Origin of the sequence: Leclercia sp. LSNIH3 (assembly GCF_002935105.1) — a bacterium.
Taxonomy (GTDB): Bacteria; Pseudomonadota; Gammaproteobacteria; order Enterobacterales; family Enterobacteriaceae; genus Enterobacter; species Enterobacter adecarboxylatus.
On record NZ_CP026387.1, the window covers coordinates 2,691,995 to 2,713,675 of the forward strand.

The window sequence follows — 21,681 nt, forward strand, 5'->3', positions numbered from 1 at the left end:
TCCTGCGCATAATGGCCCTGAATACTTGTCATAATTGGATAAGATTTATTTCGGGTATATTTCACTTCTTGCCGTGACGTTTCGCTTCACGCGCGGTCTAATCGGAGTGTTTTGAACATTATCTTTAGAGTGCGACAGGGCGTGTGGCACTCTTTGTAACCAGGAATGTTGATCAGGGGTTCACATGCAGGGCACAAAAATTCGACTCTTAACCGGCGGTTTGCTCATGATGGCAGCAGCCAGTTATGTGCAGGCTGACGCGCTCCAGCCTGACCCGGCCTGGCAACAGGGTACGCTGGCGAACGGTTTTCAGTGGCAGGTTTTAGCCACCCCCCAACGCCCCAGCGACCGCATTGAAATCCGCCTTTCCGTCAATACCGGCTCCCTGACCGAAAGTACGCAACAGAGCGGTTTCAGCCATTTTCTTCCCCGTCTGGCGCTGACCCAAAGCGGAAGCCTGCAGGCCGTACAGGTCCGTTCATTGTGGCAACAGGGTATCGATCCTAAGCGCCCTTTGCCGCCAGCCGTCGTCTCCTATGACTACACCATGTTTAACCTCAGCCTGCCAAACAACCGTAACGATCTGCTCAAAGAGGCATTAACCTGGCTGTCGGATACGGCCGGTAAGGTTTCGATTACGCCTGAAACGGTGAATTACGCCCTGAGCAACAGCGATATGGTGGCGACATGGCCGGCAGATACCAAAGAGGGCTGGTGGCGCTATCGACTGAAAGGCTCTGCGCTGCTGGGCCACGATCCGGCGGAGCCGCTGAAACAACCGGTTGATATTGAGCAGGTGAAATCGTTCTACCAGAACTGGTACACCCCGGACGCCATGACCCTGATTGTGGTCGGCAACGTTGATAGCCGCGCGGTGATTGAACAGATTAGCAAAACCTTTGGCGAGCTGAAGGGCAAACGCAGCACCCCTGCGCCAGTCCCCACCCTGTCGCCGCTGCGCGCAGAGCCGGTCAGCATCATGACCGATGCCGTGCGCCAGGACCGACTTTCTATTATGTGGGACAGCCCGTGGCAGCCGATTCGTGAATCTGCTGCGCTGCTGCGCTACTGGCGTGCCGATTTAGCCCGTGAGGCGCTGTTCTGGCATGTTCAACAAAGCCTGAGTAAGAGCAACGTCAAGGACATCGGTCTCGGCTTTGATTGCCGGGTGCTGTTCCAGCGCGCCCAGTGCGCCATTAACGTAGAGTCGCCGGGCGACAAGCTGAACGCCAATATGGCGTTGGTCGCTAAAGAGCTGGCGAAGGTACGCGATAACGGCCTGAGCGAAGAAGAGTTCAACGCGCTGGTGGCGCAGAAAAACCTTGAGCTGCAAAAACTGTTCGCCACTTATGCCCGTACTGACACCGATATTCTGATCAGCCAGCGTATTCGCTCCCTGCAAAACCAGGTGGTGGATATCGCACCGGAGCAGTATCAGAAGCTACGTCAGGACTTCCTTAACAGCCTGACTGCGGAGATGCTGAGCCAGGATCTGCGTCAGCAGCTTTCTCAGGATATGTCGCTGATTCTGATGCAGCCAAAAGGCGAGCCGGAATACGACATGAAGGATCTACAGGCGACCTGGAATGGGATTATGGCGCCAGCGCAATAAAAGCAAAAAGGCAACGTAAGTTGCCTTTTTTTATGCTCCCTCTCCCTGTGTGAGAGGGCACCAGACCGCAGTTATTGTGGCATCGCTTCCCGCGGGATGATCGCGCCGCGATACTGAATCACCGTGCTGGCGGTCAGATGGCCGCGTTGCGCTGCCGCTTCCGGCGTACCACCCGTCAGACGAACCGCCAGATACCCGGCGCTGAAGGAGTCACCCGCCGCGGTAGTATCAATCACTTTCTCTTTTGCCAGCTTCACTGCAGGCACCTCAACAGTCGCTTCACCGGCAACAGCCACCAGGCAAGAGTCTGCTCCGCGCTTAATGACCACTTCAGATACACCCGCCGCCTGAGTACGGGCAATCACCTCATCAACCGGCTTTTCGCCCCACAGGGCATCTTCGTCGTCGAGAGTCAGGAAGGCGATATCGGTGCATTCCAGCATCCGGGTATAGACCTGCTGTGTCTCTTCGCGGCTGGCCCACAGACGTGGACGGTAGTTGTTATCGAAAATCACTTTCCCGCCGTTAGCGCGGCATTCGCGCAGCAGGGAGAAGAGTTTTTCACGGCTTTCAGGGCTAAGGATCGCCAGGCTAATGCCGCTCAGATAGAGATAGTCAAAGTGGGCCAGCGTTTCGCAGATATGGGCAGCGCTGTCGCTCTCCAGCCAGAATTTAGCGGCGGCCTCGTTACGCCAGTAGTAGAAGGTACGCTCGCCGGTGCTGTCGGTCTCAATGTAATAGAGACCCGGCAGGCGGTTTTCCATCCGCTGAGTCAGTGAGATATCCACGTTTTCACTCTGCCAGGCGTCCAGCATCTGCTGGCTGAAATTGTCTGTGCCCAGGGCAGTCACGTAGTTAACTGCCAGCGCGTCAGCATCAACCTGACGGGCAATATACACCGAGGTGTTTAACGTATCGCCACCAAAGCCACGGTTCACTTCCGCGCCTTTCTGGGACAGTTCGATCATACATTCGCCGATCACGGCAATTTTCCTGGACATAGTCATGAACCCAAATAGTGAAATTGGCGTTAGTTTGCGCTGGCAGTCGGGAGTGGTCAACTGTATTAAAACGACGTTCCATTATTTTTTTGAACCCGGACAAGTTTTGGGTGAGTTTCAGATCTCAGATTTTCATTTTCGTCCACAACCGAACATAAAGTTCTCTTATCCGGGGCCGATAATCCTTTGACCAGTCCCGACAGGCTCTCCCCATTCAACAGGATATCTGAAATGAAGTTAAGGCAGGACATCCAGCTGCTGAGCATCCCTGAGGCAAGTATTGAGAACTTACAGGAGCATCGCTACTGGCTGCAATGCGAGCGTGCTTATACTTTTCAGCCCATTTACCGCACCGACGGTAAACTGATGGCGATCGAGATCCTGACCGTCGTGACCCATCCGTCAAACCCGACACAGCGGATCGCCCCGGATCGCTATTTTGCGCAACTGCCCGTGCGCCACCGTCTGGATATCCTCGAAGAGCAGCTCAGCATGCTGGCGGCAAAACAGGACTTCTTTGACGAGAACAGCATTCTGGCCTCGGTCAACGTCGATGGCCCAACCCTGCTGGCGTTGCGTCAGGACGAGAGCCTGCAGAAGCTGATCCAGAATCTGCCGTGGCTGCGCTTTGAGCTGGTGGAGCATGTACGTCTGCCGCAGGACTCTTCGTTTGCCAGCATGTGCGAATTTGGTCCTCTGTGGCTGGACGATTTTGGCACCGGCATGGCGAACTTCTCTGCCCTGAGCGAAGTGCGTTACGACTACATTAAAGTGGCGCGGGATCTGTTCATTATGCTGCGTCAGACCCCGGAAGGTCGCAACCTGTTTACCCTGCTGCTGCAGCTGATGAACCGCTACTGTCAGGGCGTGATCGTCGAAGGCGTTGAGACGCTGGAAGAGTGGCGCGATGTGCAAAACTCACCTGCCGCCGCCGCGCAGGGCTATTTCCTCTCCCGCCCGGTGCCAATGGAGACGCTCGACAACGTTATCATCACCCTGTAACCCCGGCTGCTTCCCATAATAGCGCGTGGTTAACGCGTTATTACCGGACGCTGCCGCTCCTTTTTTCCTCGTCTAAACTATATTCATGACTGGCAAGGTAAAAAAGGAATTATGGGATGACAAAAACAGCGAAGATTATCACCTGGTCCGGGGGGGTCTTCTTGTTGCTGATTGTGGTGCTCATTGTCGTGATCGCGACATTTGACTGGAACCGCCTCAAACCGACCATCAACCAGAAAGTCTCGACTGAACTCAACCGCCCATTTGCCATTCGCGGCGATCTGGGTGTGGTATGGGAACGTCAGAAAGACGAAACGGGCTGGCGTAGCTGGATACCCTGGCCGCATGTTCATGCCGACGACGTGATTCTCGGCAATCCGCCCGATATCCCTGCCGTGACGATGGTACATCTGCCGCGCGTCGAAGCCACCCTGGCCCCGCTGGCACTGCTCACAAAAACCGTCTATCTGCCATGGATCAAACTCCAGAAACCCGATGCCCGGCTCATCCGCCTGTCGGAAAAAACCAACAACTGGACTTTTGATTTCGCCAAAAGCGAAGACAAAGATGCCGCCGCGCAGCCCTCATCCTGGTCGTTCCGCCTCGACAACATTCTTTTTGATCGCGGGCGTATCGCCATTGACGATGCGGTGAGCAAAGCCGATCTCGAGATCTTCGTTGATCCGCTGGGTAAAGCGCTGCCTTTCAGCGAAGTCACTGGCGAGAAAGGCAAAGATGAGAAGGGCAAGCCAGGCGATTACGTCTTTGGACTGAAAGCCGAGGGGCGCTACAACGAACAGCCTCTGACAGGGAGCGGAAAAATTGGCGGCATGCTGGCGCTACGTGGCGACGGCACACCGTTCCCGGTACAGGCAGATTTCCGCTCCGGCAACACCCGGGTGGCCTTTGTCGGCACGGTGAGCGATCCCATGAAAATGGGTGGGGTCGATCTGCGCCTCAAGTTCTCCGGGGATTCGCTGGGCGAGCTGTACGAACTGACCGGGGTACTGCTCCCGGATACACCACCGTTTGAAACCGATGGTCATCTGGTGGCGAAAATCGATCCTGAAAAATCGTCCGTCTATGATTACCGTGACTTCAAGGGCCGGATCGGTGACAGCGATATTCATGGCTCGCTGACCTACAGCACCGGCAAACCACGGCCGAAGCTGGAAGGCGACCTGGAGTCACGTCAGCTGCGTCTGGCCGATCTGGGGCCGCTGATTGGCGTAGACTCCGGTAAAGGCACTAAGGCGCAGAAAGTCAGAAAAGAGGCGCCGCCGTCAGGGAAAGTGCTGCCTAACGACCGCTTTGAAACGGACAAATGGGACGTGATGGATGCGGATGTCCGCTTCAAGGGACGCAGAATCGAGCATGGCAGCAGCCTGCCGTTGAGCGATCTCTCGACCCATATCATTCTTAAAAATGCCGACCTGCAGCTGAAGCCGCTGAAATTTGGCATGGCGGGCGGGACGATCTCGTCCAACATCAGGCTGGAAGGGGATAAGAAGCCGATGCACGGCCAGGCGGAGATCCAGGCCCGGCGGCTGAAGCTTAAAGAGCTGATGCCCGATGTGGAGCTGATGCAGAAAACCCTCGGGGAGATGAACGGCGATGCCACCATCCGCGGCGTGGGTAACTCAGTCGCGGCCCTGCTGGGCAACGGTAACGGTAACCTGAAGCTGCTGATGAACGATGGACTGGTCAGCCGCAACCTGATGGAGATTCTGGGGCTTAACGTCGGCAACTTCCTGGTTGGGCAGATTTTTGGTGACGATGAGGTGCGGGTCAACTGTGCGGCGGCCAATATCGAGCTGGTAAATGGCGTCGCCCGTCCGCGGATCTTTGCCTTTGATACTGAAAATGCCGTTATCAACGTTACCGGCACGGCCAGTATGGCTTCGGAGCAGCTGGATCTGACCATCAACCCAGAAAGTAAAGGGATTCGCATTGTTACCCTGCGTTCACCGCTGTATGTGCGTGGTCCATTCAAGGATCCGCAGGCTGGGGTGAAACCGGGGCCGTTGATTGCACGCGGTGCGGTGGCGGCGGCACTGGCAACACTGGTGACGCCAGCGGCAGCCCTGTTGGCGCTTATCTCCCCGTCCGAAGGGCAGGCCAATCAGTGTCAGGTCATTCTGTCGCAGATGAAGAAATAGTGCGGGATAGAACCCGGCGGCGCGATGCTTGCCGGGCCTGGGATTGAATCAATGCCGGGTAAGGCGTAACCGCCGCCCGGCATTTTCACATTAAAGGGACTGATGGCGGGTTTCGTGGGTCAGCAGCAGGGCAATCAGCGTCAGTGCCGCCATTGCCGCGAGATAGAATCCAACATAAGCCAGACCGTAATTCGCCTGCAGCCAGGTGGCAATATAGGGTGCCACAGAGGCGCCCAGAATCGAGGAGACGTTATAGGAGAATGACGCTCCGGTGTAACGCACTTCCGTCGGGAACAGCTCTGGCAGCAGCGCGCCCATTGGGCCGAACGTCAGCCCCATCAGGCTCAGACCAATCAGCAGATACGCCATCACCAGTGCCGGATTACCGGAACCGAGCAGCGGCGGGAAGACGAACAGCGCAAAAAGAATAATCAGTGAGGTGATGACGATCATGCTCGGGCGACGACCAAAGCGGTCAGCCAGCAGCCCGGCAATCGGCACCATCACGCCAAAGCCAATCACCGCCATCATCAGCATCCACAGCACTTCGTTACGCGGCAGACCCAGGCCCACCGGCGCTGGCGTGGTGCTGAAGGTCATGGAGTAGACGGTCATGATGTAGAACAGCGTATAGGTCGCCAGCATGATGAAAGTGCCCAGCACCGTCACGCGAACGTGTTTGGTCAGCAGGGTGCCAAGCGGGATTTTTACCTGTTTCTTCGCGGCGGCCACTTTGGCGAACACCGGGGTCTCATGCAGGGAGACACGCACATACAGGCCGATCAGCACCAGCACAGCCGAGAAGATAAACGGAATACGCCAGCCCCAGGTCATGAACTGCTCGTCGGTCAGCAGCCAGGAGAGCAGCAGGAAGGTGCCGTTGGCAAAGAAGAAGCCAATTGGCGCGCCCAGCTGTGGGAAGGAGCCATACAGCGCGCGCTTGCGCGGGGGAGCATTCTCGGTCGCCAGCAATGCCGCGCCGCCCCATTCACCGCCCAGACCCAGACCCTGACCAAAACGGGCCAGCGCCAGCAGCAGCGGAGCCAGAATACCGATGGTTTCATAGGTCGGCAGCAGGCCGATGGCGACGGTGGAGATGCCCATGGTCAGGAGCGAGGCGACCAGCGTCACCTTGCGCCCGACACGATCCCCGAAGTGGCCGAACAGTGCCGAACCAATAGGGCGTGCGATAAAGGCGATAGCAAAGGTTGCCAGCGATTGCAGCGTGGCAGCCGTCGGGTCGCCCTGCGGGAAGAAAATATGCGGGAAGACGATGACCGCAGCGGTAGCGTAAATATAGAAGTCGAAGAATTCGATGGCGGTGCCAATCAGCGATGCGACGACGACTTTATTGCGCGAGTTAACCGGGGCGTTTTCCTGCTCTGAATTGAGTGTTGTGGCTGTGGCTTGCATAATCTTTTCTTATTTTTGGCGAACGAAAGGCCATATTACGCACAGCAAAAGCGACATTTCAATCTGTAACAAACGCAGCCACAGGCGAAAAAAGAAGCAAAAAGCGAATAATATTCAGACCAGGAAAATCACATCTATGAAATGCTTCACAGAAATTAATACTTAGAGGATAAAACTGGTTTCTGGTTAAATAAAAGTTACAGGCTGGATTTATATGCTGAAATGATGAATCGGGCTGAAATATTGCATTCTTATCCAGCCCGATAGGGTGCTTAACGGTGTGTTTTACCGGGCATTCTCCGGTCATCCGGGTACTCGGCGGTGGCGATCCATGCCGCACAGAACAGCGTCAGTCTGGCGAAGAAGTAGAAGAAAGCCATCAGCCCCAGCACAGAGCCGAATGCCGCCCCAGACGGCGAGGAGACGAGGGACGGCAGCGTGTAGGTCATCACGATTTTAATCACCTCAAAACCGATAGCGGCAATAAAGGTGCCGCGGATCAGCGCCTTGCGGCGTGGCCTGTGGCGCGGCAGTCGCCAGAAAATCCAGAAGAAAAGCAGGTAGTTAGCCAGCATCGAAATACCTAACCCTACCAGATGCCAGACGGGTTTCAGCCACTCGATGGTGTCGAGATAGAGCGCGGAGATAATCATCTGCTGCGCCGAGCCTGCCGCGGAGGTGATAGAGAGGGTGATAACCAGCGCCACCAGCAGGCCAATCAGCGAAACGAAGTCGCGCAAATATTTAATCCAGAATTTCTCCTCATCCTGCGGCTTGCGCTCCCAGACATCGCGCGACTGGGCGCGGATTGCTTCACGCAGGTTGCCCATCCAGTTAATGCCGGAGTAAAGCGCCACGAAAAGCCCGACAATCCCCACGGTGGTACGCTGCTCGACGGCGGTACGGATAGTGCTTTTCAGGGTGGTGGCCAGCGTCGGATCGCTGACGTTCTGCAAAATTTTATTGAAGATATCCTGCAGCAGCGTCGGGTTGGAGACCAGAAAGAAGCCCGCTGCGGCAAAGGAGAGCATCAGGATCGGGATCATCGATAAAAATGAGAAGTAGGTGATCGCCGCGCCAAACTGATTGCCGAGCCGGTCGTTGAACCGCTCGGTGGCACGCAGCAGGTGGGCAATCATCGGCTGCTGCTGAATCAGCTGGAAGGCGTCCTTCGCCTTGTCCAGCAGGCTCCCCGTTTTACGTATGGAGGTGATTTTAGGTTCAGCCGGCGGCTGGGGTGGACTGGTTTCCAGTTTTTTAATCGGCTCGAAGTCCAGATCATGGGTGGGGCGTTGCTCACTATTTTCCGGCGTCACGCGCACTTTCCTTATTGATTAGCGGGAGGTCCTTAAAATTATAGCCTGCGCTCAGTCAACGTAGGCTTTCATGATGTCCGTGAGCCAGGCCATAAACAGATGTACCCGGCGGGAGAGGTTACGGCGGTGGGGATAGATAAGCGACACCGGCATCGGTCTGGCGCGGTACTGCGGCAGGATCTCCAGCAGCTTTTTAGCGCGCAGCGCGTCACGCACGCCCACCCGCGGAACCTGAATAATCCCCAGCCCGGCGATGGCAGAGGCGTGGTAGGTCTCGGTGCTGTTGACCGTCAGCACGCCACCGGTCTTGACCCAGTGGGTCGATTCGCCGTCGTAATATTCGAACCCCTGGGGCCGGGTGCCGAGATGCGTCGCATAGTGCACCACGGCATGCGAGGCTAAATCATCCAGCCCGTCGGGGTAGCCAAAACGCGACAGATAATCCGGGCTGGCGCAGTTGACGACCGACAACCTGCCGAGCGGGCGGGCAATTAAGCCGGAATCTTTCAGAGTGCCGACGCGTACCACGCAGTCAAACCCTTCCCGAACCACATCCACCAGCCGATCGCTGCTGCTCAGTTCCAGTTCAATGCCAGGATACTGTTGTAAAAATAGCGGCAGGCGGGGGATGACTAAATTTCGCGCAACGCCCGTAGGCATATCCACCCTGATCCTTCCGCTGACGCTGGCAGGGTCGTGCAAAAAAAGACCATCCAGTTCATCCATGTTAGCCAGCAGATCTTTGGCTCGCTCGTAATAGACCATCCCATCCTGTGTGAGGCTGACGCGCCTTGTGGTGCGGTGCAATAGCTGGGTGCCCAGCCCGTTCTCCAGGGCCTGGATCTGACGGGATACACTACCTTTAGGAAGGCCCATAGAGTCTGCTGCGCGGGAAAAACTCTCCAGTTCAGCGACGCGAATGAACAACTGCATTGCCTGAATTTTATCCATAGGAAGCGCTCATTGTTGTTAGCAGTGAAACAGTGAAGCGTTGTTAGCTACCTTTATTGATTTTCTATCACCTAATAAGCTCTTTCTCAATCACCACTACAGCCGAAATGAGGTTTCTTATGACTGAACGTATTGCATTAGTGACTGGCGGTAGCCGCGGGCTAGGTAAAAACGCGGCGCTGAAGCTGGCAGACAAAGGTGTCGGGATCCTTCTGACCTGGAACAGCAGTCAGCAGGAAGCGCTCGATGTTGTACGCGAAATTGAGCAAAAAGGGGTAAAAGCGGCGGCATTACAGTTGAACGTCGGGGATGTTACCCATTTCGATGCTTTTGCCAGACAAGTGGAAGAAAAGCTGCATGAAGTATGGCAACGCAGCAGCTTCGATTATTTGTTGAACAACGCAGGCGTCGGTTTATATGCCCCCTATGTTGAGACCACCGAAGCGCAATTTGATGAGGTCATGAACATCCATTTCAAAGGCCCCTTCTTCCTGACCCAGCGCCTGTTACCGCTGATGAATAACGGCGGGCGGATCCTGAATGTCTCCTCCGGCCTGGCGCGGTTTGCCCTGCCTGGCTCCAGCACCTACGCGGCGATGAAAGGGGCGATGGAGGTACTTACCCGCTACCAGGCGAAAGAGCTGGGCGCGCGCGGGATCACCGCCAATATTATTGCCCCGGGTGCCATTGAAACCGATTTTGGCGGCGGGCGCGTGCGCGATAACAAGGAGATTAACCAGCAGATTGCCTTGCAGACGGCGCTGGGGCGCGTCGGCTTGCCGGACGACATCGGCGATGCGATTGCGGCCCTGCTCAGCGATGAGCTGGGCTGGATGAACGCACAGCGGATTGAAGTTTCCGGGGGCATGTTCCTGTAAAGCGTCGCCGGGGAGGGATCCCCGCGGCACGCTTAGCGGTACTCGTGCTTTAACAGCCCAAACAGCCAGTCGTTGTGCCATTGGCCTGCCAGCCAGTAGCTTTCGCGCAGTTCCCCTTCCAGCACAAACCCCACTTTTTCCAGCAGGCGTTTCGAGGCCATGTTGCCCGCCGTCACCGTGGCGGTTAAGCGGCGTATGCCTCCCTGGCCGAAGGCGTAATCGCACACTGCCTGCAAGGACTCAAAGCCGTAGCCTTTTCCCTGGGCCTGGGGGGCAAATAAGAAGCCCACTTCGGCGCAATCATCATCATGATGAATATACCCGGTGACCCCGAGCGGCATCTGGCTGAGGTTATCGCGTACCACCAGGCACAGCCAGTGGTCGCTGCCCGGCGTCCAGGCGGGCAGACGCGCGGTAAAGGCTTCGCGAATGGCCTCCTCCGGGCGGGCTTCGGCCACGAAGCGCATCACATCGGGGTGCTGCTGAAGCGAGAGAAAAAAGGGCCAGTCTTCTTCCTGCACAGGGGAGCAGGTCAAACGCGGGGTATGTAATACGGGCATACCAGATCTCCACGAGCTTTTGTAAATGATTTTAACATTATCACTGAAATAGTACCCATTATCGGGTATGTTTAATCTGGTATAACCACTTGAAATAACAACCACTCTCCGACAGCTGCCTCTGCCTGGGTGCGCAGCCTATAAAGGAATATGATGACCCTCAGTAAATCGCATGTGATCCGCGAGCAGTTTGAACGCTGTCTGGGAATTATTCGTCAGGCCTCGGTGGAGATCCTGCTCCTGTTAAAGGTGCGCGTTGCCGAAGGCAAAGATCCCCGTTGGTTCCTTGAGCAGCTCGACTCCGCCAGGCTGGCGCTGGGGGGCTGGGCGAGGGTGGCTAAGCAGCTTAACCTGAATGATGCGGAGCTGTCGCAGTTCACCCTGCAACTGCGGCTATTACAGCAGCGCGTGCCGCAATATGAGAGCGGGCAGGACGTGAGCGATAATCAGCTTATCGCCGCGACGCGCTTTGTGACGGCGCTTGAGCATTTGCGTCTGCAGCAGCCGCTGCTGACCTACAGCACGGACATGGGGCCCAGTGATGAGTCCCGACAGCAGCACGCGCAAATGCAGGTGCGCACGCTGGAGCTAATGATTAAAGGGCTTATTATGCAGGCGTGGCCGGATCCGACACGCCTGAATAACCACCTGAAAACGCTGTTCAACGCCGATCGGGTGCGCAACTGGATGCAGCAGGGTGAACGTAACGACGCCCTCGGCGGCATGATGTTCAGCGAGCTGGCCCTGATGCTGGTGGATAAAAAAGAGTACTCTCGCTCCTACTCGTCGTTGTTCAGCGATCCGTCTCTGCTGACGCTGATGGTGGAGCCGCGTAAAACGCTACAGACCTTCCTCGATGATATCCGGCTGATCCGCAATAAAATTATTGCCCAACAGCCGCTCACCTCCACACAAATCCTGCTTCTGGATAATTACTACACCCAGATCGCCACCCCTGTTCAGCGCGCATTTAATGAGGGCCGCACCGCCGTGAACCCGGCGGGACTGATGGCCGAAAGCGTTAATGAGCTGGAAAGCTTCTGGGAGAACGCACGGATAAAAAACAACGCCACGGGCGACGACATTTTTGAGGTGCGTGACACCATCGATAAACCGAACCGTCGCCCTGCGCGCACGCCGGAGCAGCGCGATTACTTAATCTCGGTCGTGCTGTGGGGCGCGGTGGGGGTCATGGTGATGGGGATTATGATGATGGGTGCCTGGCTTCTTATTGAGAGCAGCGCCCCGACGCAGGCGGCCAACACACCGCCGCCCGTGAAGACGGCGGTGGCGGAAGAGATGCGCGAGACTCCTTCCTCACGTGAAACGCTGACGCGGATGGGAGTGACCTGGGATGAGAGTAACTTCCGTTCGGCGATAGACCGCAACGACACCCGGGTGGCGTTACTGTTCCTGAAAGCGGGGATGGACTGGAAACTCTCCTGGACGGAGTATGCGCTCTCCGCCAATCACCGCGAGGTGCTGGATGTGCTGATGCGCTATCGCCTGCAAATGACCCAGGAGAAGCCCTGTCGGCGGTTTATTACCAACCTCGGCCATGTGATGGCAACAGGCGAAACGCTAACGAGCCTGCGTAAAGACTATCTCCAGGCATTTTGTTCCGTACCGGCGGTGGTTGAACGCCAGCGGCGCGAGATGGAGCAGGCGACGCGGCGGGCAGAGGCGCAGCCGAACGAGAGCACCAAAAAATGGCAGGCGATCCAGACAGCGATTTATGACGTGATCCGCTGACAGAACGGGGAGCTACGGCTCCCCGTACAGGCCGATCAGGCGGCGTACCACGCCGTTTGTCCAGCCAAAACCATCCTGCAGGGGATACTCACCCCCGCCCCCTTCACGAGGCTGGCTGCTGGCGATGTGGTACTTCTCAATCAGCTTGTAGTGCGTCTTGTAGAAATGGTTAACCGTCTGCAGCCAGCTCCAGGCGATTTCGTCCCCCAGGGAGTCATTTCCGTATTGCTTGAAGCCCTGGATCGCCATCCACTGCAAGGGCGCCCAGCCGTTGGGTCTATCCCACTGCTCGCCGGTTTCATATTCGGTAGCCAGAATACCACCCGGCGTCAGCAGGCGAGCTTTTACCGCATCCGACAGGCGTTCCGCCTGCTCATGGGTAGCCATACCGACATACAGCGGCACGATGCTGGCGGCAGAGAAGAGCGCCAGCTCCTCACGACGCCAGTCGTAATCGCGATAACAGCCGTTTTCGTCATCCCACAAATAGCGGTTGACCGCCGCGCGGCGATCGCTTGCCTTCTGACGGAAGATCTCTGCCGTCTCTTTGTCACCCTTCGAGGCCGAGATATTGGCGATAGCGCTCTCCAGCTTAAACAGGAAGGCGTTAAGATCGATAGGGATAAACTGGGTGGTGCGAATACTCGCCAGCCGGCTCGGATCCCGCAGCCAGCGCGAGGAGTAGTCCCAGCCTGAGGCGGCCCCGGCGCGTAGATCACGATAAACCTCGTTGGGTGGACGACCAGAGTGACGCGCGGTCTCGACGTCCTCTATCCAGGATTCGTCCCGCGGGGTATCACGGTCATCCCAGTAGCGGTTGAGCAGAGAGCCGTCCGGCATGCGCACCGCGCTGCGATAAGCCTGGTTGAGCAGCAGCGACTCGGCGCCGTCCATCCAGAAGGCATACTCCATTTTCAGGTGATCCAGATAGCGCTTGGCCCCGCGCACGCCGTCCTCTTCAAACAGCTCAACCATCAGGGCAAACACAGGCGGCTGGGAGCGGCTCAGATAGTAGGTACGGTTGCCGTTAGGAATATGGCCATAGCGTTCGATCATCCACGCAAAGTTATCCGCCATGCATTTGAGCATGTCGTGGCGTCCGCTCTCGGCCAGCCCCAGCATGGTGAAATAGGAGTCCCAGTAGTAAGTTTCGCTGAATCGCCCGCCGGGCACAATATAGGCCTGCGGCAGCGCCAGCAGCGATGACCAGGGGATGTGATCCTGCGGCTCGCGGGTCAGCACCGGCCACAGGTTGTCGATATGTTCCTTCAGCGAGAGGGAAGGATCGGACACATACTCGCTCGACAGGACTTCCGGCAGCCAGAAGTGTCTTTCGACAAACTCGCGCAGGTCGAAGTCCCGGTGACGTCTCACCTTACGGTAGCGGATGAGAATATCCAGCGGATCCATCTTTGGTGCGCAGTCAGGGAAGGTTTTGCTGTCAGCAAACAGTCGTGTCGACTGCACGTGCTCAAAGAGTTCAAGGTAGCGATCGGCAGGGGTGAGCGCATCAGATGCGGGCAGCCCTTCAATCATTTCAGGTTCCGGCTCCGCCTCGAGCATTTCATCCAGTTTTAACTCGCAGGGATCGATTTCGTAGAGAAGTTCTTGTTCTATATCGAACTCTACGGTCTCTACAGTGCGTAATGTCTGGTTGAACATGGTGGTCAGGACCTCCAGTTAGCGTTGTCTCGGGTCTGTTTTTATCCGGTTACCTACTAAGCTTAGACATTCGCTTCGGTCTGTGAAGAGGTATATGTGCGGTAGATCACACTTTTCCGCCAGCGAAAAACGGCCACTGCTGGTGGCATGTTGCTGTTATTACAGGAAATAAACAGCCAATCCAGCAGTTTGTCGACGATCTAAAATTCGGATCATTCGCTTTGCAACAGAGTATGAATCAGAAGGCGCCTTCTTCACTATAGCGATGGTTTTCAGCGCGTTCAAAAATGTCTTCGGATGAGAGACGGGCGCGGAAACCTCTCCCTTCTGGCTGAATCACGATTTGCAATGAGTCGGACAGCGCTACGAATTGATCTTCACTGTCAGTACCGATGATGCCATTTGGGGCGAAAGGCGCAACGGCTTCAGCAAAGGCCTCCTGCATCTCTTCATGCGTTTTATACGCCGCGTCCTGAATGTTGAGGGCGCTATGAATAAGCGCGCAGTCAAGCATTGTCCCCGGCAGCCAGTAGCAGGATGAAGAGTATGCCGCGCACCACGTCAGCTTGCTGTCCTCGGTGAGGGCCTCCAGCAGATGAGTTTTGCTTCCTGCAAAGCAGGAACCCAGCATTAATCCCTTGATGTTAAATTTGCGGGAATTTTCATTAATTCTGTTGAGAATATGCTTCAGAGAAACATCCCCAATATGGGTTTTGCTGCCATGCGCCGCAACATAAACGATAGTGTTGTCAAACTTCTGCCGACACAGGCACTCCAGCGCTAAATCAAAGCTGCTTTTATTGTAGAAGTTCAGGCAGTAAACCTCGGTATTACCATGCATCTTTGCGATCCCCTGCACAAACGGCAATACCGACGAGCGGTGAGCATCGTGATCGTCCAGTTTCCACGGGGATTCCAGAACCAGAATAGCGTTTTTGTTATTGCTTTTTGACATAAATATCGCCTAAGTGAAATTAATTATATTTTTGATTAATAACGCTGTGTCTTCGAACTTTTATTTCGTCGGCCAACTCTGCAAATAAGTGTCCAAAATCGATATTGTTTTGCTACGCGCAAATAAGTCATTAAGGCATTCCACGCCGTCGTCATCGCTTCCGATGACAACTTCAAACAGGAATCCTGATGAACCTTAACGCGAAGCGTCAGGGTGTTACGCCTTTTTCTTTTGCAGAGCCAGCTGACGATAAATCCACTATAACAGAACTGCAGGGGCTGCTGGAAAGCCGCCATTTTACGCGGCTGGATATTTGTGAAGGAGAGAACAAAGCCATTATATTCCGCTGTAATCTGAAGCTAAGTGTATTCCGTAATATTCAGTTCAGCAGTTTATTGATTAACCGTTGTTATATCGATGGGCTTGTTTTCGACAATTGCGATATGCGGAATGTCTTTTTCTCGAATAGCGTGGTTAAGCAGCCGATCCGCTTACGGCGTTGTCAGGTGGCGGGAATGCGGCTGTTAGATATGCCGCGCAGAATGTTTATTTTTGAAGCGTGTACCGGCGTCGGGCAGATTGTGTTTGCCTGACACCGGCCAGGCATCATCAGTGCGCCTGGTGTGGATCGGCAGCTATTTTCTCGGTTTTTTGCTTGGTCTCTTCGCTTTGATTCAGGGCATTGTTGGCCGCTTTTTCCGCATGGGCCGCGCTATAGGCCGCCAGGTGCGAAACCACGATGGCATAAATACTCATCAGCGAGACCCAGAGGATACTGTTTTTCCACCACAGGAGCGTAGGTATGGTTAACATCGCCCAGACAAGGGCAAGTATGAGATGGAATTTCGCTAGGCTTTTTGCGTTGATCTTCACTTGCATTGTCTATTCTCTAATCTTAATTAATCGATCCAGGTAAGCGCTTAACACTTATTAAGATTAGCCAGGCCTGCCGTCGTTTCTGGGGAATTTTGTTACCGTTTGTACAGCGTGGCCAGCAGCCGCGAGATTTCTGGCAATGAAACATAAAAAAACCGGCCACTGAGGACCGGTCTTTATAAGCGCAAAATCGCGAGTGGCAAGGCGTATTAACGCATGGTCACAAACTCTTCTGCCGCGGTTGGGTGGATCGCCACGGTGTTATCAAAGTCTTTCTTGGTGGCACCCATTTTCAGCGCCACGGCGAAGCCCTGCAGGATCTCATCCATACCGAAGCCAATACCGTGAATGCCGACAATCTTCTCTTCCGGGCCGACGCAGACTAACTTCATGCGGCACGGCTGGCGGTGAGCGGTGACGGCGGTATACATGGCGGTGAAGGCAGATTTATATACCTTCACCTGATCGTCGCCATACTGCTCGCGCGCCTGCGGTTCGGTTAAACCGACGGTGCCGATTGGCGGGTGGCTGAAGACCACGGTCGGGATATTGCTGTAGTCCAGATGCTCGTCCGGCTTGTTGTTAAACAGACGTTCGGAGAGACGACGACCTGCGGCCACCGCCACTGGGGTCAGCTCAACGGCACCGGTGTTATCGCCCACGGCATAAATGCCCGGCACGCTGGTGTTCTGGAACTTATCGACAACGATATAGCCCTTCTCATTGGTTTCGACGCCAGTAACGGACAGGTTGAAGTTGTCGTTTGCGGGTTCACGACCAATGGCCCAGATCAGGCAATCCACGGTCTGGCTGCGACCATCTTCCAGCTCCAGGGTCAGGCTGCCGTCGGCGTTCTTCACGACCGCTTTCGGAATGGCTTCCGTATGCAGATGTGGGCCTTCAGCGTTCATCACTTCGACCAGCGTATCGACGATCAGCGGGTCAAAGCTGCGCAGCGGGGCGTGTTTACGCACAAACAGATGCGCTTCCGCGCCCAGGCCGTTAATCACGCCAGCGAGTTCTACAGCGATATAACCCGCGCCCACAACGGCAACGCGTTTCGGCAGGGCAGGCAGCTCAAAGAAACCGTCGGAGTCGATACCGTATTCCGCACCCGGGATCGCCGGATGGCTCGGACGACCGCCGGTCGCGATCAGGATATGATCCGCAGTGATCGTCTCGCCATTCACTTCAATGGTTTTCGCATCAACAAAACGGGCGAAGCCACGGATCACATCGACATTGTTCTTACCCAGCACGTTGTCGTAGGAGGTGTGGATTCGGTCAATATACGCAGTGCGGCTGGCGATCAGGCGATCCCAGTCGAAGTTATTGATAGTGGTGTCAAAACCATAATCCGGGCCATAGAGATGGATGGCCTCACGGATCTGCGCTGCATGCCACATCACTTTTTTCGGTACACAACCGACGTTGACGCAGGTGCCGCCGAGGTCTTTTGCTTCAATCAATGCGCACTTCTGGCCATACATGGCCGCACGGTTAATCGAGGCGATGCCGCCGCTGCCGCCGCCGATCGCGATGTAATCATAATGCTTAGTCATGGTCTTATCCTTAATCGTTAATTGCCGCGATTGTATACCTGAAATCAATAGTTTCCATCGATGACTGCGATTACTCAGGCACGATCCAACTGACGGTGGCATGGCCAGTACCGGCTGGCACCAACGTTTTATGCAGCCACGGCAGAACGTTGTTCATCTGCGCTTCCAGCTTCCACGGTGGGTTAATCACAATCATACCGGAGGCGGTCATGCCGCGCTGGTCGCTGTCCGGGCGTACGGCCAGTTCAATTTGCAGGATCTTACGGATGCCGGTTGCTTCCAGATCTTTGATCATGCGTTTGATTTGCGAACGCAGCACCACCGGATACCACAGAGCATAGGTGCCCGTGGCAAAGCGTTTGTACCCTTCGTGAATGCCCGCGACAACCGCCTGATAGTCGCTTTTGATCTCATACGGCGGGTCGATCAGTACCAGGCCGCGACGGGATACCGGCGGGAGCTTCGCTTTAAGCTGCTGGTAGCCGTCCGATTTTTCCACGCGTGCGCGGCTGTCTTTCTGGAATTCAGAACGCAGCAGCGGGTAGTCGCTCGGGTGCAGTTCAGTCAGTTGAATGCTGTCCTGCTCGCGCAGCAGCTGACGGGCAATCAGTGGAGAACCAGGGTAGTAACGTAGCTGGCCGCCACGGTTGAAGTGGTTAATCACGCTGATGTAGGGGTCAAGCTCGGCTGGCAGGTCGTCCTGCTGCCAGACACGGGCGATGCCCTCGAGGTATTCCCCGGTGCGCTCGGCGTGTGCACCGCTCAGCTGATAGCGGCCCGCGCCAGCATGGGTGTCCAGGTAGAGAAACGGCTTATCTTTCTCTTTGAGCGCCTCGATAATCAGGCTCTGAACGGTATGTTTAAGAACGTCGGCGTGGTTGCCCGCGTGAAAGCTGTGGCGATAACTGAGCATGGGTAAATGTGTTCCGATAATGGCGATTGGCCACAGTTTACAGCAGAAAGGCACAGATTACCCGCAAGCCCGGAAAGCGCAGCGCCGCCGGGCGTTTTTCTGTCACCTCAGCCATTGAAATTCACTACACTTAACCCCATCCTGGAAACAATATGCTCGCGCAGGATGCGCGCTTCATTCACTCATTTAACAGGACAGTGCTTATGACCAACCCATTACTGACGCCTTTTTCGTTGCCACCGTTTTCCTCTATTCTGCCTGAACATGTTGTCCCCGCTGTCACCAAAGCACTGGACGATTGCCGTACCGCCGTCGAGAGCGTGGTTGCGCAGGGCGTTCCTTATACCTGGGAAAACCTGTGTCAGCCGCTGGCGGAAGTGGATGATGTGCTTGGCCGCATCTTCTCCCCGGTCAGCCACCTGAACTCAGTGAAAAACAGCCCGGAACTGCGTGAAGCCTACGAACAAACCCTGCCGCTGCTGTCGGAATACAGTACCTGGGTTGGGCAGCACGAGGGGCTGTACAAAGCGTACCGCGACCTGCGTGATGGCGATAACTATGCGACGCTGGACATCGCGCAGAAAAAGGCTGTCGATAACGCCCTGCGTGATTTTGAACTGTCGGGCATTGGCCTTGCGAAAGACAAACAGCAGCGCTACGGTGAAATCGCAACGCGCCTGTCCGAGCTGGGGAATCAGTACAGCAACAACGTGCTGGATGCCACCATGGGCTGGACGAAGCTGATTACCGACGAAGCGGATCTGGCAGGTATGCCGGAGAGTGCTCTGGCGGCAGCCAAAGCTCAGGCCGAGGCGAAAGAGCAGGAAGGCTACCTGTTGACTCTCGATATCCCGAGCTATCTGCCGGTGATGACCTACTGCGACAACCAGGCCCTGCGCGAAGAGATGTATCGCGCCTACAGCACCCGCGCCTCCGATCAAGGTCCGAATGCCGGTAAATGGGACAACACCCCGGTGATGGCCGAAATCCTCGCCCTGCGTCACGAGCTGGCACAGTTGCTGGGCTTTGACAGCTATGCGGATAAATCCCTCGCCACCAAAATGGCCGAAAATCCACAGCAGGTGCTGGATTTCTTAACCGATCTGGCCAAACGCGCCCGTCCTCAGGGTGAGAAAGAGCTGGCCCAGCTGCGCGCCTTTGCAAAAGCAGAGTTCGGCGTTGATGAGCTGCAGCCATGGGATATCGCGTACTACAGCGAGAAACAGAAGCAGCATCTTTACAGCATCAGCGATGAGCAGCTGCGCCCGTACTTCCCGGAAAACAAAGCCGTTAACGGCCTGTTCGAAGTGGTGAAACGCATCTATGGCATTACTGCCAAAGAGCGCCACGACGTGGAAGTGTGGCACGACGACGTGCGTTTCTTCGAGCTGTACGACGACAAAAATGAGCTGCGCGGCAGCTTCTATCTGGATCTCTATGCCCGTGAAAACAAACGCGGTGGGGCATGGATGGACGACTGTGTAGGCCAGATGCGTAAAGCCGACGGCTCGCTGCAAAAGCCGGTGGCATACCTGACCTGTAACTTTAACCGTCCGGTAAACGGCAAACCTGCGCTCTTTACCCATGACGAAGTGATCACCCTGTTCCACGAGTTCGGTCACGGTCTGCACCATATGCTGACCCGTATCGAAGCGGCAGGCGTGGCGGGTATCAGCGGCGTGCCGTGGGATGCGGTCGAACTGCCGAGCCAGTTTATGGAAAACTGGTGTTGGGAGCCGGACGCGCTGGCGTTTATCTCCGGCCACTACGAGACCGGCGAGCCGCTGCCAAAAGCGCTGCTGGATAAGATGCTTGAAGCGAAAAACTACCAGGCGGCGATGTTTATCCTGCGCCAGCTGGAGTTCGGCCTGTTCGATTTCCGTCTGCATGCCGAGTTCAGCCCGGAGCAGGGGGCGAAGGTCCTCGAAACCCTGGCGGAGATCAAAAAGCAGGTTGCCCTTATTCCAGGCCCGGCCTGGGGTCGCTTCCCGCACGCGTTCAGCCATATCTTTGCCGGCGGTTATGCGGCGGGTTACTACAGCTACCTGTGGGCCGATGTGCTGGCGGCAGACGCGTACTCCCGTTTCGAAGAAGAGGGCATTTTCAATCGCGAAACCGGCCAGTCTTTCCTCGATAACATCCTGACCCGCGGCGGTTCCGAAGAGCCAATGGAGCTGTTCAAACGCTTCCGTGGCCGCGAGCCGCAGCTGGACGCGATGCTGGAGCATTACGGGATCAAGGGTTAGTGGATTCGTGAAGATTCGCTTAGTAGATGAAACAGGCGCCGGAGACGGCGCCTTATCTGTTCTTGCCGCCCGCTGGGGACTGGAGCATGATGCGGATAACCTGATGGCGCTGGTGATGACCCCGGACCATCTGGAGCTGCGCAAGTGCGACGAACCTAAACTCGGCGGCATTTTTGTTGATTTTGTCGGCGGGGCGATGGCGCACCGGCGTAAGTTTGGCGGCGGGCGCGGTGAAGCGGTCGCTAAAGCGGTCGGCATCAAAGGCAGCTATCTGCCGGACGTGGTGGATGCCACCGCCGGGCTAGGACGCGATGCCTTTGTGCTGGCGTCGGTGGGCTGCCGGGTACGAATGCTGGAGCGCAATCCGGTGGTTGCCGCCCTGCTGGATGATGGTCTGGCCCGCGGCTATGCCGACCCGGAAATCGGCGGCTGGTTGCAGGAGCGTTTACAGCTGATCCACGCGTCGAGCCTGACGGCACTGACGGATATCACGCCGCGTCCACAGGTGGTCTATCTCGACCCGATGTTCCCGCATAAGCAGAAAAGCGCCCTGGTGAAGAAAGAGATGCGCGTGTTTCAGTCGCTGGTGGGGCCGGATTTGGACGCAGATGGTCTGCTGGAGCCTGCCCGACGGCTGGCAACGAAGCGGGTAGTGGTGAAACGTCCTGATTATGCGCCGCCGCTGGCAGAAGTCGCGACGACCAATGCGGTGGTGACCAAAGGGCACCGTTTCGATATCTATTCCGGCACGCCGGAGGAAGAGGCGGTCTGATGCCTCAACCGGACCCTCTCCCATAAGGAGAGGGCACAAACCTCAGGCCGG

Annotated in this window: 18 protein-coding genes; 8 read left to right on the forward strand and 10 right to left on the reverse strand. The window is 56.1% G+C overall.

Annotated elements, in window-relative coordinates:
- The first annotated feature begins 184 nt into the window (after positions 1 to 184).
- Positions 185 to 1,612, forward strand: a complete 1,428-nt coding sequence (locus tag C3F35_RS12985) for a M16 family metallopeptidase (protein ID WP_051916086.1) — start codon at positions 185 to 187, stop codon at positions 1,610 to 1,612.
- Positions 1,613 to 1,683: 71 nt separating this feature from the next.
- On the opposite strand, the gene C3F35_RS12990 is transcribed toward C3F35_RS12985, so the two are convergent.
- Positions 1,684 to 2,613, reverse strand: coding sequence for a sugar kinase (locus C3F35_RS12990; protein WP_032615049.1), 930 nt, complete (start codon positions 2,611 to 2,613; stop codon positions 1,684 to 1,686).
- Between the two features lie 231 nt (positions 2,614 to 2,844).
- On the opposite strand from C3F35_RS12990, the gene pdeH reads away from it, so the two are divergent.
- Both pdeH and C3F35_RS13000 read left to right on the forward strand, forming a co-directional pair.
- Positions 2,845 to 3,615, forward strand: a complete 771-nt coding sequence (gene pdeH, locus C3F35_RS12995) for a cyclic-guanylate-specific phosphodiesterase (RefSeq protein WP_032615048.1) — start codon at positions 2,845 to 2,847, stop codon at positions 3,613 to 3,615.
- A 116-nt stretch (positions 3,616 to 3,731) separates the two neighbouring features.
- Positions 3,732 to 5,774: an AsmA family protein gene (locus C3F35_RS13000; RefSeq protein WP_059307003.1), complete on the forward strand. Its 2,043-nt coding sequence runs from the start codon at positions 3,732 to 3,734 to the stop codon at positions 5,772 to 5,774.
- Positions 5,775 to 5,864: 90 nt separating this feature from the next.
- Here the strand turns inward: C3F35_RS13000 and C3F35_RS13005 are convergent, their stop codons facing one another.
- The 3 genes from C3F35_RS13005 to C3F35_RS13020 form a co-directional block, all read right to left on the reverse strand.
- A complete protein-coding gene (locus tag C3F35_RS13005) occupies positions 5,865 to 7,187 on the reverse strand; it encodes an MFS transporter (protein WP_032615045.1) in 1,323 nt (440 codons plus the stop codon).
- A 272-nt stretch (positions 7,188 to 7,459) separates the two neighbouring features.
- Positions 7,460 to 8,503 carry an inner membrane protein YhjD gene (gene yhjD / locus C3F35_RS13015; protein WP_032615044.1) on the reverse strand — a complete coding sequence of 348 codons (1,044 nt, stop codon included), beginning with the start codon at positions 8,501 to 8,503 and terminating at the stop codon, positions 7,460 to 7,462.
- Positions 8,504 to 8,554: 51 nt separating this feature from the next.
- A complete protein-coding gene (locus tag C3F35_RS13020) occupies positions 8,555 to 9,454 on the reverse strand; it encodes a LysR family transcriptional regulator (protein ID WP_059307004.1) in 900 nt (299 codons plus the stop codon).
- A gap of 119 nt (positions 9,455 to 9,573) precedes the next feature.
- Between C3F35_RS13020 and C3F35_RS13025 the strand changes: the two genes are divergently transcribed.
- A complete protein-coding gene (locus C3F35_RS13025) occupies positions 9,574 to 10,332 on the forward strand; it encodes an SDR family NAD(P)-dependent oxidoreductase (RefSeq protein ID WP_103793289.1) in 759 nt (252 codons plus the stop codon).
- 32 nt (positions 10,333 to 10,364) lie between these two features.
- Here the strand turns inward: C3F35_RS13025 and C3F35_RS13030 are convergent, their stop codons facing one another.
- On the reverse strand, positions 10,365 to 10,892 hold the full coding sequence (locus C3F35_RS13030) for a GNAT family N-acetyltransferase (RefSeq protein WP_103793288.1): 528 nt from the start codon (positions 10,890 to 10,892) through the stop codon (positions 10,365 to 10,367).
- A gap of 153 nt (positions 10,893 to 11,045) precedes the next feature.
- Between C3F35_RS13030 and C3F35_RS13035 the strand changes: the two genes are divergently transcribed.
- Positions 11,046 to 12,644 carry an STY4199 family HEPN domain-containing protein gene (locus C3F35_RS13035; RefSeq protein WP_103793287.1) on the forward strand — a complete coding sequence of 533 codons (1,599 nt, stop codon included), beginning with the start codon at positions 11,046 to 11,048 and terminating at the stop codon, positions 12,642 to 12,644.
- Between the two features lie 12 nt (positions 12,645 to 12,656).
- On the opposite strand, the gene C3F35_RS13040 is transcribed toward C3F35_RS13035, so the two are convergent.
- Positions 12,657 to 14,306 (reverse strand): alpha,alpha-trehalase, encoded by a 1,650-nt coding sequence (locus C3F35_RS13040; protein ID WP_032615038.1) that lies wholly within the window; start codon positions 14,304 to 14,306, stop codon positions 12,657 to 12,659.
- 238 nt (positions 14,307 to 14,544) lie between these two features.
- Positions 14,545 to 15,261, reverse strand: coding sequence for a hypothetical protein (locus C3F35_RS13045; protein ID WP_103793286.1), 717 nt, complete (start codon positions 15,259 to 15,261; stop codon positions 14,545 to 14,547).
- Positions 15,262 to 15,449: 188 nt separating this feature from the next.
- On the opposite strand from C3F35_RS13045, the gene C3F35_RS13050 reads away from it, so the two are divergent.
- Positions 15,450 to 15,854: a hypothetical protein gene (locus C3F35_RS13050; protein ID WP_103793285.1), complete on the forward strand. Its 405-nt coding sequence runs from the start codon at positions 15,450 to 15,452 to the stop codon at positions 15,852 to 15,854.
- A 16-nt stretch (positions 15,855 to 15,870) separates the two neighbouring features.
- Here C3F35_RS13050 and C3F35_RS13055 read toward each other — a convergent pair whose 3' ends face one another.
- The 3 genes from C3F35_RS13055 to C3F35_RS13065 form a co-directional block, all read right to left on the reverse strand.
- Positions 15,871 to 16,140 (reverse strand): hypothetical protein, encoded by a 270-nt coding sequence (locus C3F35_RS13055; protein WP_051916084.1) that lies wholly within the window; start codon positions 16,138 to 16,140, stop codon positions 15,871 to 15,873.
- A 206-nt stretch (positions 16,141 to 16,346) separates the two neighbouring features.
- Positions 16,347 to 17,699: a glutathione-disulfide reductase gene (gene gorA / locus C3F35_RS13060; RefSeq protein WP_032615035.1), complete on the reverse strand. Its 1,353-nt coding sequence runs from the start codon at positions 17,697 to 17,699 to the stop codon at positions 16,347 to 16,349.
- Between the two features lie 70 nt (positions 17,700 to 17,769).
- Positions 17,770 to 18,612 (reverse strand): 23S rRNA (adenine(2030)-N(6))-methyltransferase RlmJ, encoded by an 843-nt coding sequence (locus C3F35_RS13065; protein WP_103793284.1) that lies wholly within the window; start codon positions 18,610 to 18,612, stop codon positions 17,770 to 17,772.
- Positions 18,613 to 18,815: 203 nt separating this feature from the next.
- Between C3F35_RS13065 and prlC the strand changes: the two genes are divergently transcribed.
- Positions 18,816 to 20,858 carry an oligopeptidase A gene (prlC, locus tag C3F35_RS13070; RefSeq protein WP_103793294.1) on the forward strand — a complete coding sequence of 681 codons (2,043 nt, stop codon included), beginning with the start codon at positions 18,816 to 18,818 and terminating at the stop codon, positions 20,856 to 20,858.
- A 7-nt stretch (positions 20,859 to 20,865) separates the two neighbouring features.
- Positions 20,866 to 21,630, forward strand: a complete 765-nt coding sequence (gene rsmJ, locus C3F35_RS13075) for a 16S rRNA (guanine(1516)-N(2))-methyltransferase RsmJ (RefSeq protein ID WP_032615031.1) — start codon at positions 20,866 to 20,868, stop codon at positions 21,628 to 21,630.
- The last annotated feature ends 51 nt before the right edge of the window (positions 21,631 to 21,681 follow it).

Bases quoted from the DNA above. Each gene is read 5' to 3' on its own strand.
- C3F35_RS12985 (WP_051916086.1), top strand. From the start codon at position 185: ATGCAGGGCACAAAAATTCGACTCTTAACCGGCGGTTTGCTCATGATG.
- C3F35_RS12990 (WP_032615049.1), bottom strand. From the start codon at position 2,613: ATGTCCAGGAAAATTGCCGTGATCGGCGAATGTATGATCGAACTGTCC.
- pdeH (WP_032615048.1), top strand. From the start codon at position 2,845: ATGAAGTTAAGGCAGGACATCCAGCTGCTGAGCATCCCTGAGGCAAGT.
- C3F35_RS13000 (WP_059307003.1), top strand. From the start codon at position 3,732: ATGACAAAAACAGCGAAGATTATCACCTGGTCCGGGGGGGTCTTCTTG.
- C3F35_RS13005 (WP_032615045.1), bottom strand. From the start codon at position 7,187: ATGCAAGCCACAGCCACAACACTCAATTCAGAGCAGGAAAACGCCCCG.
- C3F35_RS13020 (WP_059307004.1), bottom strand. From the start codon at position 9,454: ATGGATAAAATTCAGGCAATGCAGTTGTTCATTCGCGTCGCTGAACTG.
- C3F35_RS13025 (WP_103793289.1), top strand. From the start codon at position 9,574: ATGACTGAACGTATTGCATTAGTGACTGGCGGTAGCCGCGGGCTAGGT.
- C3F35_RS13030 (WP_103793288.1), bottom strand. From the start codon at position 10,892: ATGCCCGTATTACATACCCCGCGTTTGACCTGCTCCCCTGTGCAGGAA.
- C3F35_RS13035 (WP_103793287.1), top strand. From the start codon at position 11,046: ATGACCCTCAGTAAATCGCATGTGATCCGCGAGCAGTTTGAACGCTGT.
- C3F35_RS13040 (WP_032615038.1), bottom strand. From the start codon at position 14,306: ATGTTCAACCAGACATTACGCACTGTAGAGACCGTAGAGTTCGATATA.
- C3F35_RS13045 (WP_103793286.1), bottom strand. From the start codon at position 15,261: ATGTCAAAAAGCAATAACAAAAACGCTATTCTGGTTCTGGAATCCCCG.
- C3F35_RS13050 (WP_103793285.1), top strand. From the start codon at position 15,450: ATGAACCTTAACGCGAAGCGTCAGGGTGTTACGCCTTTTTCTTTTGCA.
- C3F35_RS13055 (WP_051916084.1), bottom strand. From the start codon at position 16,140: ATGCAAGTGAAGATCAACGCAAAAAGCCTAGCGAAATTCCATCTCATA.
- gorA (WP_032615035.1), bottom strand. From the start codon at position 17,699: ATGACTAAGCATTATGATTACATCGCGATCGGCGGCGGCAGCGGCGGC.
- C3F35_RS13065 (WP_103793284.1), bottom strand. From the start codon at position 18,612: ATGCTCAGTTATCGCCACAGCTTTCACGCGGGCAACCACGCCGACGTT.
- prlC (WP_103793294.1), top strand. From the start codon at position 18,816: ATGACCAACCCATTACTGACGCCTTTTTCGTTGCCACCGTTTTCCTCT.